General features: G+C 70.9%; 12 protein-coding genes. 4 read left to right on the forward strand and 8 right to left on the reverse strand.

The annotated features are described in order from the left end of the window. Nucleotides 1-74: 74 nt before the first annotated feature. The 7 genes from ACY1JF_RS07420 to ACY1JF_RS07450 form a co-directional block, all read right to left on the reverse strand. Nucleotides 75-1220 carry an ABC transporter ATP-binding protein gene (locus ACY1JF_RS07420; RefSeq protein WP_462704181.1) on the reverse strand — a complete coding sequence of 382 codons (1146 nt, stop codon included), beginning with the start codon at nt 1218-1220 and terminating at the stop codon, nt 75-77. Further along, entirely contained in the window at nt 1213-2271 is a 1059-nt protein-coding gene (locus ACY1JF_RS07425; protein ID WP_462704182.1) for an ABC transporter ATP-binding protein, read from the reverse strand. Before ACY1JF_RS07425 ends, ACY1JF_RS07420 begins: the two co-directional genes overlap by 8 nt. Nucleotides 2272-2282: 11 nt before the next feature. Beyond that, nucleotides 2283-3227 (reverse strand): ABC transporter permease, encoded by a 945-nt coding sequence (locus ACY1JF_RS07430; RefSeq protein WP_462704183.1) that lies wholly within the window; start codon nt 3225-3227, stop codon nt 2283-2285. Then, nucleotides 3220-4146 carry an ABC transporter permease gene (locus tag ACY1JF_RS07435; RefSeq protein WP_462704184.1) on the reverse strand — a complete coding sequence of 309 codons (927 nt, stop codon included), beginning with the start codon at nt 4144-4146 and terminating at the stop codon, nt 3220-3222. The genes ACY1JF_RS07430 and ACY1JF_RS07435 overlap by 8 nt, the downstream gene beginning before the upstream one ends. A 163-nt stretch (nt 4147-4309) precedes the next feature. After that, nucleotides 4310-5917 (reverse strand): peptide ABC transporter substrate-binding protein, encoded by a 1608-nt coding sequence (locus ACY1JF_RS07440; protein WP_462704185.1) that lies wholly within the window; start codon nt 5915-5917, stop codon nt 4310-4312. Nucleotides 5918-6448: 531 nt separating this feature from the next. Then, nucleotides 6449-8365 carry a translational GTPase TypA gene (gene typA, locus ACY1JF_RS07445; RefSeq protein ID WP_462704186.1) on the reverse strand — a complete coding sequence of 639 codons (1917 nt, stop codon included), beginning with the start codon at nt 8363-8365 and terminating at the stop codon, nt 6449-6451. A gap of 136 nt (nt 8366-8501) precedes the next feature. Beyond that, complete coding sequence (locus ACY1JF_RS07450) at nt 8502-10931, reverse strand: ABC transporter family substrate-binding protein (protein ID WP_462704187.1); 2430 nt, start codon at nt 10929-10931, stop codon at nt 8502-8504. 308 nt (nt 10932-11239) lie between these two features. Here ACY1JF_RS07450 and ACY1JF_RS07455 point away from each other — a divergent pair, with 308 nt between their 5' ends. Genes ACY1JF_RS07455 through ACY1JF_RS07470 form a run of 4 tightly spaced genes read left to right on the forward strand, consistent with a single transcriptional unit; the run spans nt 11240 to nt 15197 of the window. Further along, entirely contained in the window at nt 11240-11533 is a 294-nt protein-coding gene (locus ACY1JF_RS07455) for a hypothetical protein (RefSeq protein ID WP_462704188.1), read from the forward strand. A gap of 47 nt (nt 11534-11580) precedes the next feature. Beyond that, nucleotides 11581-12414, forward strand: a complete 834-nt coding sequence (locus tag ACY1JF_RS07460) for a hypothetical protein (protein ID WP_462704189.1) — start codon at nt 11581-11583, stop codon at nt 12412-12414. 27 nt (nt 12415-12441) lie between these two features. Next, entirely contained in the window at nt 12442-14418 is a 1977-nt protein-coding gene (locus tag ACY1JF_RS07465) for a fumarate reductase/succinate dehydrogenase flavoprotein subunit (protein ID WP_462704190.1), read from the forward strand. Beyond that, nucleotides 14415-15197 carry a succinate dehydrogenase/fumarate reductase iron-sulfur subunit gene (locus tag ACY1JF_RS07470; protein WP_462704191.1) on the forward strand — a complete coding sequence of 261 codons (783 nt, stop codon included), beginning with the start codon at nt 14415-14417 and terminating at the stop codon, nt 15195-15197. The genes ACY1JF_RS07465 and ACY1JF_RS07470 overlap by 4 nt, the downstream gene beginning before the upstream one ends. Here ACY1JF_RS07470 and ACY1JF_RS07475 read toward each other — a convergent pair. Further along, on the reverse strand, nt 15175-16408 hold a 1234-nt coding region (locus ACY1JF_RS07475), incomplete at its 5' end, for a glycoside hydrolase family 18 protein (protein ID WP_462704192.1). The two genes, ACY1JF_RS07470 and ACY1JF_RS07475, sit on opposite strands and share 23 nt — an antisense overlap.

A 16408-nucleotide genomic window follows, 5' to 3' on the forward strand; every position in this document is an offset into this window, starting at 1 on the left:
ACCCGCGGCGGCCCGCGGAAACGCCGGTTCCCGGCACCTGGGGCAGGTGCCGGGAACCCGGGGGGAGAACGGGATCAGGCCGCGTGCACGACGTCCTTCTCCTCGGCGAAGTGGCACGCCGACTCGTGCGCCGCCTGCACGTCCTCGCCCTTGAACCGCTCGGGGACGGCCAGCAGCGGGGCCTCCTGCGCGCACTTGTCCTGCGCCTTCCAGCAGCGGGTGCGGAAGGAGCAGCCCGACGGCGGGTCGGCGGGCGAGGGCACGTCACCGGTGAGGATGATGCGCTCCCGGTGGTCGCGCGACTCGGGGTCGGGCACGGGCACCGCGGAGAGCAGCGCCTGGGTGTACGGGTGCGTCGGGTGGTCGTAGATCTGCACGTCGGTGCCGATCTCCGCGATCTTGCCGAGGTACATGACACCGACCCGGTCCGAGATGTGCCGGACGATGGACAGGTCGTGCGCGATGAAGATGTAGGAGAGGTCGAACTCGTCCTGGAGCTTCTCCATCAGATTGATGACCTGGGCCTGGACGGACACGTCCAGCGCCGACACCGGCTCGTCGCAGATGATGATCTCCGGGTTGAGCGCGAGGCCGCGGGCGATGCCGACGCGCTGGCGCTGACCGCCGGAGAACTGGTGCGGATAGCGGTTGATGTACTCCGGGTTCAGGCCCACGACGTCCAGGAGTTCCTGCACCTTGCGCCGCCGGTCGCCCTTCGGAGCCACCTCGGGGTGGATGTCGAAGGTCTCGCCGATGATGTCGCCGACCGTCATGCGCGGGTTCAGCGAGGTGTACGGGTCCTGGAACACCATCTGGATGTTGCGGCGGACGGCCTTGAGCGCGCGCCCGGACAGCTTGGTGATGTCCTGGCCCTTGTAGAACACCTCGCCCGCGGTGGCCCGCTCCAGGTTCATCAGCAGCTTGGCGACCGTGGACTTGCCGCAGCCGGACTCGCCGACGATGCCGAGGGTCTCGCCCTGGTAGAGGTCGAAGGAGACGCCGTCGACGGCCTTGACCGCGCCGACCTGCCGCTTGAACAGGACGCCCTGGGTCAGCGGGAAGTGCTTCTTGAGGTTGCGGACCTGGAGGATCGGCTCGCCCCGGTCCACCGGCTTGTCCAGCGCGACGACCGACGCCTCCTCGGTGGCCGCGTCGACGACCTCGACGTCCGTGACGTTCGGCGTGGCGTCCACGGCCTCGTCCTTCTTGATCTCAGCCATGGATCGTCTCCTTCCAGAAGTGGCAGGCGCTGCGCCGGCCCGGCAGGGCGGAGCCGTCCCGCTCCGTCACCTCGAACAGGGCCGGGGTGTCGGTGCGGCAGATGTCCCGCGCCCTGGGGCAGCGCGGGTTGAACGCGCAGCCCGACGGCGTCCTGAGCAGGTTGGGCGGCAGGCCCTTGATCGCGTACAGCTCCTGGCCCTTCTGGTCCAGGCGCGGGATCGAGTCCAGCAGCCCCCGGGTGTAGGGGTGCGCGGGGCGCTTGTACAGCTCGTGGACCGGGGCCTGCTCCACGATGCGGCCCGCGTACATCACGGCGATCTTGTCGGCCACGTCGGCGACGACGCCGAGGTCGTGGGTGATCAGGATCAGCCCCATGTGGTACTCGCGCTGCAACTCGGCGAGCAGGTCCATGACCTGGGCCTGGACCGTCACGTCGAGGGCCGTGGTCGGCTCGTCGGCGATGATCAGGTCCGGCTCCAGGGCCAGCGCCATGGCGATCATGATGCGCTGGCGCATACCGCCGGAGAACTGGTGCGGGTAGTCGTCGACGCGGGCCGCGGCGGCCGGGATCTTCACCCGGTCCATCAGCTCGACGGCCTTGGCCTTGGCTTCCTTCTTGCTCATCCCCTGGTGGACCCGGAACATCTCGCCGAGCTGGTAGCCCACGGAGAGGACCGGATTGAGGGACGACAGCGCGTCCTGGAAGATCATCGCGATCTTCGCGCCGCGCAGCCGGCGCCGCTCCTCGGCGTCCATCCGCAGCATGTCCTGGCCGCGGAAGCGGATCTCGCCCTGCGGGATCTTCGCCGGGGGCATGTCCAGGATGCCCATGATGGCCTGCGCGGTGACGGACTTGCCGGAGCCGGACTCGCCGAGCACGGCGAGGGTCTCCCCCGCGGACACGCTGTAGTCGACGCCGTTGACGGCGCGGACGACGCCGTCCCGGGTGTGGAACTCGACGTGCAGGTCGCGCACGTCGAGCAGCGGCGCGTCGTCGGCGCCGCCGTCGGCCGGTCCCGGTACGGAAGCGGTCTGGTCGATGGTGGTCACGTACGCCTCCCTCAGCGCTGCTTCGGGTCGAGGGCGTTGCGGACGGCCTCACCGAGCATGATGAACGCCAGCACCGTGATGCTGAGCATGATCGACGGGTAGAGCATGATGTACGCCGCGACCCGGATCTGGTTCTGGCCGTCGGAGATGTCGTTGCCCCACGAGGCGCCCTCCAGGCCGAGACCGAGGTACGACAGCGTGGCCTCGGCGCCGATGTAGACGCCGAGCGCGATGGTGGCGACGACGATCACCGGGGCGATCGCGTTGGGCAGCACGTGCCGGAAGAGGATGCGCGAGGTGCTCGCGCCCAGCGCCTTGGCGGCCTGCACGTAGTCCTGCGACTTGACCGTGATCACCGAACCGCGCATGACGCGGGCGGTCTGCGTCCAGCCCAGGAAGGTCAGCGCGAGGATGACGATCGGGATGGACCGCTCGGTGAACGAGTTCAGCATCACCATCGTGCCGAGCAGGAACGGGATGCCGAAGAACATGTCGGTGACGCGGGAGAGCACCGCGTCGACCCAGCCGCCGAAGTAGCCGGCCAGCATGCCCACCAGACCGCCGAAGACCGTGACGGCCAGGGTGGTGCCGCCGCCGACCAGCAGCGAGGCGCGGGTGCCGTAGATGGCACGGGCGTACACGCTGCGGCCCTGGGCGTCGTACCCGAGCCAGTCGGCGCCGAATATGTGCCCGTACTCGGGCTTCTGGAGGTAGTGCGCCGCGAGGTCCTTGGCGTCCGGGCTGGCGCTGGTGAACAGACCGGGGAACAGCGCGATCACGAGCAGCAGCAGGATCAGCGCCGAGGAGACGAGGAAGATCCAGTTGGTGCGCAGGTCGCGCCAGGCGTCGCCCCACAGGCTGCGGGCCTTCTCCTGGCCGGCCTCCGGCAGGCGCCGGCCGTCCGGCGCGGCGGACGTCGCGGACTTCTCCGCGGAGGTCTTGGTCAGCTCAGGCATAACGGATCCTCGGGTCCAGGACCGCGTACAGCAGGTCGACGATGAGGCTGGTGACGAGGTAGACGAGGACCAGGACCGTGACCAGGCCGACCAGCGTCGTTCCCTCGCGGCGGGTGATGGCCTCCGCGATGGTGCCGCCGACGCCCTTGATGTTGAAGATGCGCTCGGTGACGATCGCGCCGCCCATCAGGGCGCCGAGGTCGGTGCCGAGGAAGGTGACGACCGGGATGAGCGAGTTGCGCATCAGGTGGACGCCGACGACCCGGCGCCGGGGCAGTCCCTTGGCGATGGCCGTGCGCATGTAGTCGGAGCGCATGTTCTCGGCGACCGAGGTCCGCGTCAGCCGCGCCACATAGGCCAGTGAGGCGCTGGCCAGCACGATGGCCGGCATCAGCATCTGCCCGATGTCGGTGTCGTCGTTCACCGAGGGGGCGCCGCCCGCGTTGGTGACCACCGTCTGCAGGATCAGGCCGAGCACGAAGACCGGCACCGAGATGAGCAGCAGGGTCAGGATGAGGATCAGCGTGTCGGCCGTCTTGCCGGCGCGCATGCCGGATACCAGGCCGAGGATGATGCCGAGGGCGGCCTCGATGGCGAAGGCCAGGCCGGCCAGGCGCAGCGTCACGGGGAAGGCGTCACCGAGGATCTCGGTGACCGGCCGGCCGCTGGCGATCTGGTTGCCGAAGTCGAAGTGAAGGACGATGCCCTTCATGTAGTCCAGGTACTGGACCATGATGGGCTTGTCCAGCCCGTACTCGTGCCGCAGGGCCTGCAGCACCTCCGGGCTCGCGCTCTTGTCTCCGAAGAGTCCGCGCACGGGGTCGCCGGGCAGCGCGTAGACCATCAGGAAAATCAGCAGAGTCGTCCCGATGAACACCGGGATCATCTGGAGCAGTCGTCGTACGACGTAGCGCCCCATGGTGCCTCCATGTCAGTTACAGCGGCAGGCCCTTTTCACCGCGCACGCCTGACGGTTCCTCGCGGATGTCCGTACGTACCCGGTGAAAAGGGCCCCCCGGCCGACCGGCCGACACCGTGCCGCACCCGGTGGGGTGCGGCACGGCACACGCTGTGATCAGCGGTTACTTCGTGACCTGAACGCCGGTCAGGATCGGGTCGCCGTCCTGGGCGTACTTGACGCCGGTGACCTTCTCCGAGTAGCCCGCGTTGACCTTGTAGTACCAGAGCGGGATGCTCGGCATGTACTCGGGGAGCTTCTTCTCGATCTCCTGGTAGAGCTTCTCCGACTCCTCCAGCGTGGCGGCGCTGTCGGCCTGCTCGATGAGCTTGTCGATCTCCGCGTTGGAGAAGCCGCCCTGGTTGCCGTCCGACTTGGTGCCGAACAGGTCCCGGATGAAGTTGGAGATGAAGGGGTAGTCGAGCACCCAGCCGGAGCGGTACAGCGACTTGACCTGCTTGGCGTCACGGGCGTTGGTGTCGGCCTGGAAGTCGGCCTTGGAGTCGCCGGTGCAGGCGACGCCGGTGGCGTTGGTGATGGAGCCGCAGACGGCCTCCACCCACTCCTTGTGACCGCCGTCCGCGTTGTACTGGATGGAGATCTTGTTGCCCGGGACGCCGCCGCCCTCCTTGATGAGGGCCTTGGCCTTCTTCGGGTCGTACGTGGTGACGTCCCCGGCGGCGTTGTCCGTGTAACCGAGCACGCCCTTGGCGACCCAGCCGGTGGCCGGCTCACGGGTGCCCTGGAGGACGGTCTTGGTGATGGTGTCGCGGTCGATCGCCATCGACAGGCCCTGGAGGACCTTGGGGTCGATGTCCTTCCACTGCTTGGTGTAGAAGGCGACGGCGATGGTCTGGATCGAGGAGTACGACTGGTCCACGGCTCGGTCGCCGAGGTCCTGCTTGTACACCGGCAGGTCCCGCGGGGCGATCTGGCGCATCACGTCGAGGTTGCCGGACTTGAGGTCCTGGTAGGCCGTCTCCAGCTGGGCGTAGTTCTTGAAGACCACGCCGCCGTTCTTGGCCTTGTCCTCGCCCTTGTAGTCGTCGTTGCGCTCGACCACGATCTGCTTCTTGTGGTCCCAGCTGACGAACTTGTAGGGGCCGTTGCCGACCGGCTTCTCACCGGCGGCCTCCGGGTCCTTGTAGAAGGACTCCGGCAGCGGGGAGAAGACCTCGTAGCCCAGCTTGTAGACGAAGTAGGGCAGCGCCTTGCTCAGCTCGATCGTGAAGGTGGTGTCGTCGACGGCCTTCAGACCGGACATCTCGTCGGCCTTGCCGCCGGCGATGTCGTCGTAGCCCTTGATGTCGGAGAACCAGAAGCTGTTGGTCTGCTTGTTGTCCGGGTTCGCGGCCCAGTTCCAGGCCTTGATGTAGGACTCGGAGGTGACCGGGGTGCCGTCGTGGAACTTCCAGCCGGACTTCAGCTTGACCGTGAAGGTCTTGTTGTCCTCGGTGTCCACCGACTCGGCGTTCACCATGGTGATGTTGCCCTCGGAGTCGTAGTCGACCAGGCCCGAGAACAGCGAGTTGATGACGATGCTGCCGTTGGACTCCATGGTGTTGGCCGGCTGCAGCGGGTTCTGCGGCTCACCGACCTCGACGGAGAACGTGCCGTCCGGGTCGATCGCGGCCTTGCTGTCGCCGTCGTCGCCGCCACCACCACAAGCGGTCGCGCTCAGCGCCACCACCGCGGCTATCGCGACCCACTTGGCGCTCTTCGCACCGCGCATGGATTCCTCCTAGGAGACCAATGGTTCATCGCACGGGCAGGCCCGCGTCACGACACCGTCACCGGTGCCTGAAAGGGTTGGGTGCCCGTGACTCGTGAGTCGGCGCCGCGGCCGCGGACGCCCTGCTCGATCGAGTTCTACGCGCCTAACTATCTGCCATCCCCCGCAGCCGAACCACACCCCAAAGGTCTCGGTTCGATCACACATGGCGCTGACTTCTTCCAAAATCCGGACAAACCCTTTGCAGAAAGATCCCTGCGAAACGGACTTGTTACACATCTATCGAGGGAAGACGTCCGCATAACGGACGATCGGGCAGGGAAATCCGCTTGCCCGGACGCGCGGAACGTGCAGTGCGGGAACCGTCGGTGACCGGACGCGTGCGCAACGGGGTGTGGCGCAGGCCTCGTTCCCGTCGTGTCCACCCCGGACGCGGCCCGCGCGGGCGTCGTGAAACGGCGTCGGGCACCCCTGTCCGTGACAGGGGTGCCCGACGCTCGTCCGCGGCCCGGCGGCCGGGGCCGCCCGGGATCAGCCGTGCTTGGCGCGGCTCGCGGCGCGGGCGCGCTCGCGGGCGTCCAGGTTCACCTTGCGGATGCGCACGGCCTCCGGGGTGACCTCGACGCACTCGTCGTCACGGCAGAACTCCAGCGACTGCTCCAGGGAGAGCTTGCGCGGCGGGACGATCGACTCGGTGACGTCGGCCGTGGAGGAGCGCATGTTGGTGAGCTTCTTCTCCTTGGTGATGTTGACGTCCATGTCGTCGGCGCGGGAGTTCTCACCGACGATCATGCCCTCGTACACCTCGGTGCCGGGCTCCACGAAGAGCACGCCGCGCTCCTGGAGGTTCGTCATCGCGAACGCGGTGACCGCGCCGGAGCGGTCGGCGACCAGCGAACCGTTGTTGCGCGTGGTGAGCGTGCCGAACCAGGGCTCATGGCCCTCGTGGATGGAGTGCGCGATGCCGGTGCCGCGGGTCTGGGTCAGGAACTCCGTGCGGAAGCCGATGAGGCCGCGGGAGGGGACCACGAACTCCATGCGGACCCAGCCGGAGCCGTGGTTGGACATGTTGTCCATGCGGCCCTTGCGGACGCCCATGAGCTGCGTGACCGCGCCCATGTGCTCCTCGGGCACGTCGATGGTCATCCGCTCGACGGGCTCGTAGGTCTTGCCGTCGACCTCCTTGGTGACGACCTGGGGCTTGCCGACGGTCAGCTCGTAGCCCTCGCGGCGCATCTGCTCCACCAGGATGGCCAGCGCCAGCTCGCCGCGGCCCTGCACCTCCCAGGCGTCCGGGCGCTCGGTGTCCAGGACGCGGAGCGAGACGTTGCCGATCAGCTCGCGGTCGAGGCGGTCCTTGACCTGGCGGGCGGTGACCTTGCGGTCCTTGACGGCCGCCTTGTTGTCCGCGCCCTTGCCGGTGGCGCCGCGGCCCACCAGCGGGGAGGTGTTGGTGCCGATGGTCATGGAGATCGCGGGCTCGTCGACCGTGATCAGCGGCAGCGGGACCGGGTTCTCCACGTCGGCCAGAGTCTCGCCGATCATGATGTCCGGGATGCCGGCGACCGCGCAGATGTCACCGGGGCCGGCCTTCTCGGCGGGCTTGCGGGTGAGCGCCTCGGTCATCATCAGCTCGGAGATCCGCACGTTCTGCGTGGACCCGTCGCGCTTGAGCCAGGCGACCGTCTGGCCCTTCTTCAGCTCGCCCTGGTGGACGCGGAGCAGCGCGATGCGGCCGAGGAAGTTGTCGGCGTCCAGGTTGGTGACGTGGGCCTGGAGCGGGGCGCCCTCCTCGTAGGTGGGGGCCGGGATGTGCTGGAGGATCGTGGAGAAGAACGGCTCCAGGCTGTCGGAGTCGGCCGGGACCGTGCCGTTCTCCGGCTTGGTCAGCGAGGCGACGCCGTCCCGGCCGCAGGCGTAGACGATCGGGAACTCGATCTGCTCCTCGTCCGCGTCCAGGTCCAGGAAGAGGTCGTACGTCTCGTTGACGACCTCGTCGATGCGGGCGTCGGGCCGGTCCGTCTTGTTGATGCACAGGATGATCGGCAGCCGCTGGGCGAGCGCCTTGCGCAGCACGAAGCGGGTCTGCGGCAGCGGGCCCTCGGAGGCGTCGACCAGCAGGACCACGCCGTCCACCATCGACAGGCCGCGCTCGACCTCGCCGCCGAAGTCGGCGTGGCCCGGGGTGTCGATGATGTTGATGGTGATGACGTCGCCGCCGTCCTTCGGGTGGTACTTGACCGCCGTGTTCTTGGCCAGGATCGTGATGCCCTTCTCACGCTCCAGGTCGTTCGAGTCCATCATGCGGTCGTCGACGGAGTCGAGCTGGTGGGCGGCGAAGGCACCGGCCTGCTTCAGCATGCCGTCGACGATCGTGGTCTTGCCGTGGTCGACGTGGGCGACGATGGCGACGTTGCGGATGTCGTGACGCGTTACGGACACAGCCATGGTGCGGCGTACTCCCGGAGTGGTGAGGACGGCCAGGTCTGCTGCACTGGCCTCGCCGGGCTGGTGACGCCACGGCCTTTTCCCTTCCATGGTACGGGGCTGGCGGCAGTGGCCTTGTTCGGCCCGGTGAGGAGGGTCACGGGGACGGGGACGCGGTGGGCCGTGCGCCCTGCGCGCCCTTCTTCAGGAAGCCCATGTCCTCGTAGACCGGGGTGGCGAAGCCGAAGGCGCCCGCGTTGGCGAGGTTCTCGCGGGCGACGGTGAGCTGGGGACGCTGGTAGAGCGGGAGGGAGCCGGCCGCCGCCCAGATCCGGGAGTCGGCCTTGCGGATCAGGGCGCGGGCCTCCTTCTCGTCCAGGGTGGCGATGGCCTGCTCGAAGAGCTGGTCGACCTGGTCGGTGCCGACCCGGGTGTAGTTCTGCTCGACGTTGAGGGAGCCGTCGGCGGCGGGGACGGGCTTGGCGTAGACGGGGCGGGCGTCGGTGGCCGGGAAGGCGGTGGCGGGCCAGGAGTAGAGCGCCAGGTCGTAGTCGCCGCCCGCGATGTGGTCGCGGAAGTAGCTCTCGTCGGAGACCGTGGTGAGGTCGGTGCGGATGCCGATCCGGTCCAGCATGCGGCTGATCCGGTCGGCGACGGTGCGCAGCGTGCCGGAGCCGGGGCCGGAGGGGAGGACGAAGCGCAGGGTGAGGGGCTTGCCGTTCCTGGCCAGCGGGGCCGCCGCCGGGCCCGCCGGGGCGGCGGTGCCCTTGGGGGCGTAGGCGCCGGGGGCGCCGCCGTTCGCCTTGTTCTCCTCGCCGTCACCGCCACCCCGGCCGCCGTCGCCGCCGTCACCGCCGGCCTTGCCGTCACCACTGCCCCGGCCGCCGTCACCGTCGGCCTCGGCCTTGCCGTCACCGCCGTGCCCGTCGCCGGGGCCCTCGGCCCTGGCCTTGCCGCCGCCGTCCCCGTCCTTGTCCCCGCCCTTGTCCCCGTCCTTGTCCCCGCCCTTGTCCCCGTCCCCGGCGCTCTTGCCGTCCTCCCCCACGATGTACGTGCCGTCGTCGCCGCCCGGGGAGTCGCTCCCGGACGACGTGCCCCCGCCCTTCTCCGCGCCGGCCGCCTCCTCCCCCTCCCTTTCCTCTCCTTCCTCCCCTTCCTCTCCTTCCTCTCTTTCCTCCCCCTGCTCCTCCTTCACGGGCCCCCCGGGCACCCACCCCGCGTCCGCGAGCAGCGCCCGCGCCTCCTTGGCGTCCGGGCTGCCGAGCGCCCCGCTGCCGTCGGCGTAGGCGTCCTGGCCGGCCAGCGCGAGGTGGCTGCCGAGGGGCTCGGCCGGCAGGCCCAGGGGGCCCAGGACCGCCTCTGCCAGTTCCTCGCGGTCGACGGCGCGGGCGACGGCCCGGCGCACCCGTTCGTCGGCGAGGGGGCCGTCCGCCCCGTTGAGGGCGAGCTGGGTGTAGGCGGGCTCCAGCGACTTGCGGACCTCGAAGCCGCGCAGGGCGGCCCGCCGGCGCTCGGCCTCCGCGAGGGCCGCGCGCCGCTCCTCGCGGGCGAGGGTCTCCTCGTACGCGGCCTCCTCGTCGGAGCCGTGGGCGATCGCCCAGGAGCGCAGGGCGTCGGCGGCGGACCGCCCCCGGCCGCGCCCGGGGCCGGCGAGGGGCGCCGCGCCCCCGGAAGCGGTGGAGCCGAGCGGGTCGCCGGTGCCGGGCGGGGCGCCGGCCCGGCCGACCTCCCGGGCGGTGGCCGGGTCGACCTCGGCGAGGTCGAGCCGGCCGGCGGTCAGGGCCGCACTCCGCTCGCCGCGCTCCACGGCGCGCAGCACGATCCGCGACAGCTTGGCCGGCTCGCCCCACCAGCGCGGGTTGCGTGCCAGGACGACCTCGTCGGCCTCCCGGTCCACCTTCTCCACGGCGAACGGCCCGGCGGTGACCCCGAGCTTGCGCCGGGCCCCGTCGTTGAAGGAGTCCGGGGTGCCCATGACGTCCTTCGGGTACAGCGGCGTGAACAGGGAGCGCCAGTCGGCGTAGGGGCGGTGGAAGGTGACCTTGACCTCCAGGTCGTTCCTGCCCCGCTCGACCTTCTCGACGCGGTCGTAGCCGGCGTTGCGGGCGGTCCAGTAGGCGCTGTCCCGGCCGGACAGGGCACGCCACTGGGCGGCGAAGTCGGCGGCGCCGATCTCCCGGCCGTCGCTCCAGACGGCCTGCTGGCTGAGCCTGTAGAGGACGACCTGCTTGGGCTCGGTGTCGACCACCTCGGCGGATTCCAGGTAGTCGGGGTGGCGCACCGGGCGGCCGGCGGCGTCCGTGCGGAACATGGCGGGCAGGACGGCCTGGGCGATCCGGGTGGTGGTGGCGTCGGCGTCGGACTGGAAGACGTTCAGCGTGTCCGGCACGGAGTCCGCCGCCCAGCGCAGGGTGCCGCCGTCGGCGACCCGGGCGCGGGCCGCGACGGCGGTGTCCGGGGCGGCGAGCGGCTCGCCCGCGGACTCCTCGGAGCTGCACCCGGCGAGGACGGGGACCACGAGCGCGCCCGCGGTGAGGAGGGCGACCGAGCGCGTGCGGGCGCGTGGTCCGACGCCGACGTGGGACATCTGTCTACCTCCGGAGAGCCGCGGGCGTTGTGTTCACTTCTGGCGGTATATGGAGTTGATCATTTGTATTCAGACGTATGCGGCCACTGAAGAGGAATCGGTTCGGCAACGTACGGAGACACGGCGGACACGTTCCGTGAGGTCACCCGTGCGGGGGAACGCGCGCCCGGAGTGCGCCCGCGCACTCCCACCGATCCCCGCGCGTCCCTTCACAGGGGCGGGTGTGACGCGCGACACTCACAGGCGCACGAACGTCGCCATCCCTGGCCGGCCGGCGTGGCCGTGTCCGACGGAAGTGAGGTCACGTCATGTCCGTGCACGACGAGCTGACGACGATCCAGCGCTGCCTCGACGATCTGTCGCGGGCCGTGGGCCGGCTGGAGCAGCGGGTCGGCCGCGGCGGTCTGGAGATCCGGCGGGTCCGCACCGACGCCGGTCATCTGCGGGAGAGCGTCGCGCTGCTGCGGGCGACCACCGCCGCGGGGGACCTGCCGGCGCAGCGGCGGGACCTCGTCACCATCTCCGACGCCCCGTACGACCTCTCCCTGTGGACGGACTCGGACGACGAGGGTCTCGGCGCCCGCGACCGACGCGCCCCCTGACCCGACCGCACCGACCGGAAACGACCGGACCCGACCGGAGTCGCCCAGTGGCCACTGGCACGGAACCACCCCCCGCCGACCCCCGTCCCCGCGGCGGCGTCCACGCCCCGACGCGTGCCGCCATCAGCGCCCCGCACCTGCGCACCGACCGCTGGTGGCTGGCCCCGGCCGGCACCGCCGCCGGACTGCTCGCGTTCATCGCGTACTCGACGTGGCGGGCGTTCGCCGACGCCGACTACTACGCGGCCCCGTACGTCTCGCCGTTCTACTCCCCCTGCCTGGCCGAGCGCTGCGAGCCGATGCGCTCCGGCCCCAACTGGGAGGTCTTCGGCTCCTGGTGGGGCGTCTCCCCCGCGATCATCATCCTGATCTTCCCGCTCGGCTTCCGGCTGACCTGTTACTACTACCGCAAGGCGTACTACCGCGGCTTCTGGGCCTCGCCGCCCGCCTGCGCGGTGGCCGAGCCGCACCGGACGTACACCGGCGAGTCCCGCTTCCCGCTGGTCCTGCAGAACCTCCACCGCTACTTCTTCTACGCGGCGGTCCTGGTGGCCTGCGTCCTCACCTACGACGCGGTCCTCGCCTTCCGCGACGAGACCTACGCGTGGGGCCACATGGGTCTGGGCACCCTGGTCCTCCTGCTCAACACCGTGCTGATCTGGGCGTACACCCTGTCCTGCCACTCCTGCCGGCACGTCGTCGGCGGCAAGCTCAAGCACTTCTCCAGGCATCCCGTGCGCTACCGCGCCTGGCAGTGGGTGGGCCGGCTCAACGCCCGGCACATGCAGCTCGCCTGGGCCTCCCTGGTGAGCGTGGCGCTCGCCGACTTCTACGTGTACCTGGTCGCGTCCGGTGCCTTCGACGACCCGGCCTTCTTCTAGCCCCCAGCGAAAACAAAGGTGCTTCCGATGTCCGTGGTGGACCGGCAGGAGTGGGACGTCGTCGTGGTGGGCGCGGGCGGCGCCGGGCTGCGCGCCGCCATCGAGGCGCGCGAGCGGGGCGCCCGTACGGCGGTGATCTGCAAGTCGCTGTTCGGCAAGGCGCACACCGTGATGGCCGAGGGCGGCATCGCGGCGGCGATGGGCAACGCCAACGAACACGACAACTGGCAGGTCCACTTCCGCGACACCCTGCGCGGCGGCAAGTTCCTCAACCAGTGGCGGATGGCCGAACTGCACGCCAAGGAGGCCCCGGACCGGGTCTGGGAGCTGGAGACCTGGGGCGCCCTGTTCGACCGTACGCAGGACGGCCGGATCTCGCAGCGCAACTTCGGCGGCCACGAGTACCCGCGCCTGGCCCACGTCGGCGACCGCACCGGCCTGGAACTGATCCGCACCCTCCAGCAGAAGGTCGTCGCCCTCCAGCAGGAGGACCACCGCGCCACCGGCGACTACGAGTCCCGGCTGAAGGTCTTCCAGGAGTGCACGGTCACCCGCGTCCTGAAGGACGGCGGGCACAGCGGGACGGGGGTCCCCCCGGCCGGGGACCCGGGAAGGGTCTCGGGCGTCTTCGCCTACGAGCGCGAGACCGGCCGTTTCCTCGTCCTCGAGGCCCCCGCCGTGGTGCTCGCCACCGGCGGCATCGGCAAGTCCTTCAAGGTGACGTCGAACTCGTGGGAGTACACCGGCGACGGGCACGCCCTCGCCCTGCTCGCCGGGGCGCCGCTGCTGAACATGGAGTTCGTGCAGTTCCACCCCACCGGCATGGTCTGGCCGCCGTCCGTGAAGGGCATCCTGGTCACCGAGTCGGTGCGCGGCGACGGCGGGGTGCTCAGGAACTCCGAGGGCAAGCGGTTCATGTTCGACTACGTCCCGGACGTCTTCAAGGAGAAGTACGCCGAGTCCGAGGCCGAGGCCGACCGCTGGTACGACGACCCGGACCGCAACCGGCGTCCCCCCGAACTGCTCCCCCGCGACGAGGTCGCCCGCGCCATCAACAGCGAGGTGAAGGCGGGCCGGGGCTCCCCGCACGGCGGGGTCTTCCTCGACGTGTCGACGCGGATGCCCGCCGAGGTCGTCAAGCGGCGGCTGCCGTCGATGTACCACCAGTTCAAGGAGCTGGCCGACGTCGACATCACGGCGGAGGCGATGGAGGTCGGGCCCACCTGCCACTACGTGATGGGCGGCGTCGCCGTCGACTCCGACACCGCCGCCGCGCGCGGGGTGCCGGGGCTGTACGCGGCCGGTGAGGTGGCCGGCGGGATGCACGGCTCCAACCGGCTCGGCGGCAACTCCCTCTCCGACCTGCTGGTGTTCGGGCGGCGGGCGGGGTGGCACGCCGCCGAGTACGCGCTCGGCGAACGGGACCGGCCGCGCACGGCCGAGGAGGACATCGGTTCGGCCGCCGCCGAGGCGCTCCGCCCGTTCTCGGCGGAGGCGGAGCCGCGGGAACCCGCCGGCGGGCCCCCGGAGAACCCGTACGCCCTCCACCAGGAACTCCAGCAGACCATGAACGACCTGGTCGGCATCATCCGCCGAAAGGCCGAGATGGAGCAGGCCCTGGAGAGACTGGCCGCGCTGCGGGTACGGGCCCGGCGGGCCGGTGTCGAGGGGCACCGGCAGTTCAACCCGGGCTGGCACCTCGCCCTGGACCTGCGCAACATGCTGCTGGTCAGCGAGTGCGTGGCGCGGGCCGCGCTGGAGCGCACGGAGTCGCGCGGCGGCCACACCCGCGAGGACCACGCCGCGATGGACCGCCGGTGGCGCAACGTCAACCTGCTGTGCCGGCTGACCGACCCGACGGGCGGCCTGGCGGCGACGGACCCGGTGCGCGGCCAGATCACGCTGCACCGGGAGACCACCGAGCCCGTCCGCCCCGACCTGCTCGCCCTGTTCGAGGAGGAGGAGCTGGCCAAGTACCTCGCCGACGAGGAGTTGTACCGATGAGCGACAACGGCGCCTACACCGCCCGGTTCAGGGTGTGGCGGGGCGACACCGGCGGCGGCGCGCTGGAGGACTTCGCCGTCGAGGTGAACGAGGGGGAGGTGGTCCTCGACATCATCCACCGCCTCCAGGCCACCCAGGCCCCCGACCTGGCCGTCCGCTGGAACTGCAAGGCCGGCAAGTGCGGTTCCTGCTCCGCCGAGATCAACGGGCGGCCCCGGCTGATGTGCATGACCCGGATGTCGGTCTTCACCCGCGAGGAGACGGTCACCGTCACCCCGCTGCGCGCCTTCCCGGTCCTGCGGGACCTGGTGACGGACGTCGGCTTCAACTACGCCAAGGCCCGCGAGGTCCCGGCCTTCGTGCCGCCCGCCGGGGTCGGTCCGGGCGAGTACCGGATGGCGCAGGAGGACGTGGACCGCCCGCAGGAGTTCCGCAAGTGCATCGAGTGCTTCCTGTGCCAGGACACCTGCCACGTGGTCCGGGACCACGAGGAGAACAAACCGGCCTTCGCGGGCCCGCGGTTCCTGATGCGGATCGCCGAACTGGACATGCACCCGCTGGACGCGGCGGAGTCGAGCGGCCTGGACCGCAAGCGGACCGCCCAGGACGAGCACGGCCTCGGCTACTGCAACATCACCAAGTGCTGCACGGAGGTCTGCCCCGAGGGCATCAAGATCACGGACAACGCGCTGATCCCCCTGAAGGAACGGGCCGTGGACCGCAAGTACGACCCGCTGGTCTGGCTCGGCTCGAAGATCAGGCGGCGCCGGGAGCGCTGACCCAGTCCTCCCGGTACGCCCGCCAGTCGGCCTCGGTCGCGGCGAAGTCGACGTACAGGGCGACGCCGAAGTCCTCCCGGCCGGGGTCCGTGCGGGACAGGCCGAGGCGGACGCCGCGCACGGCGGCGGGGACGGTCTCGGCGTGGCCCCAGTGGGAGGGGCCGCTCTCGTGGTAGAAGGGCAGGCCCATCAGCAGGTCGGTGGTGGGCGGGGTGACCTCCAGGGCGAGGGAGGTCTGCTGGGCCACGTAGCCGCCGTAGGTGCTCCGCAGGGGCTGCGCGGTGTCGTACGACATGACGGCGATCTGGTCGACCCGGCGGGCGACCCGGCCGAAGTACTGCTGCGACCACCACTTGGGGTGGCCGGTGAGGGCGCCGGCGACGGCGTGCAGGGCCGGGAGCGGGTCGATCTGGTGGGCGGCCACGGAGAGCACGGCGTCGCGCCCGTCCGTCACCCGGCGCACGTCGTCGAGGAGGGCCAGGTAGTCGCCGTCGCCGGAGTGGGCGGGCTCCAGGTCGAAGTGGACGCCGTCGAAGCCCTCGTCGAGGGCCTGCCGGGCCGAGCGCACGACGGCGGCCCGCGTCCCGGCCCGTGCCAGCCGCATGCCGTCCGGGGTCTCGGTGGCGAGGACGTCGCCGAGCCAGGCGTGGACGCGGATGCCGGGCAGTCGCTCGTGGACGGCGTCGGTCAGCCAGGCGGCCTTCGGGTGGCGGGCGCGGGGGAGGGTGCCGTCGTGCTCCAGCGGTCCGGTGTGGACGTACAGGTCGCGGATGCCGGTGGTGGCGAGCCGTCGGCCGAGGGCGGCCAGGTCGGCGTCCGTCTTGCGCCCGTCGACCCAGGCGTGACCGAGCCAGACGGCGTCCTGGTGGCGGGTGCGGGTGCCGTCGGCCGGGTCGCCGGCGTAGTTCAGGCGCAGGGCGGCCTGCGCGGTGAGGACGGGGAGAAGGAGGACGAGGGCGAGCACCAGGGCGGTACGGCGCGGACGGCGGGGCCAGGGTCTGCGCGGAGCGCGGGGGGCCTCGGAAACCCCGGCCGCGGGCGCCTCGCGGGCTTCAGCGGCCCCGGACGCCTCGCGGGCTTCAGCGGCCCCGGACGCCCCGCGGACTTCAGCCGCCCCGGACGCCCCGCGGACTTCAGCCGCCCCGGACGCCCCGCGGACTTCAGCCGCCCCGGACGCCCCGCGGACTTCAGCCGCCCCGGACGCCCCGCGG

It is taken from the genome of Streptomyces sp. SYSU D01066-1, from assembly GCF_054956795.1.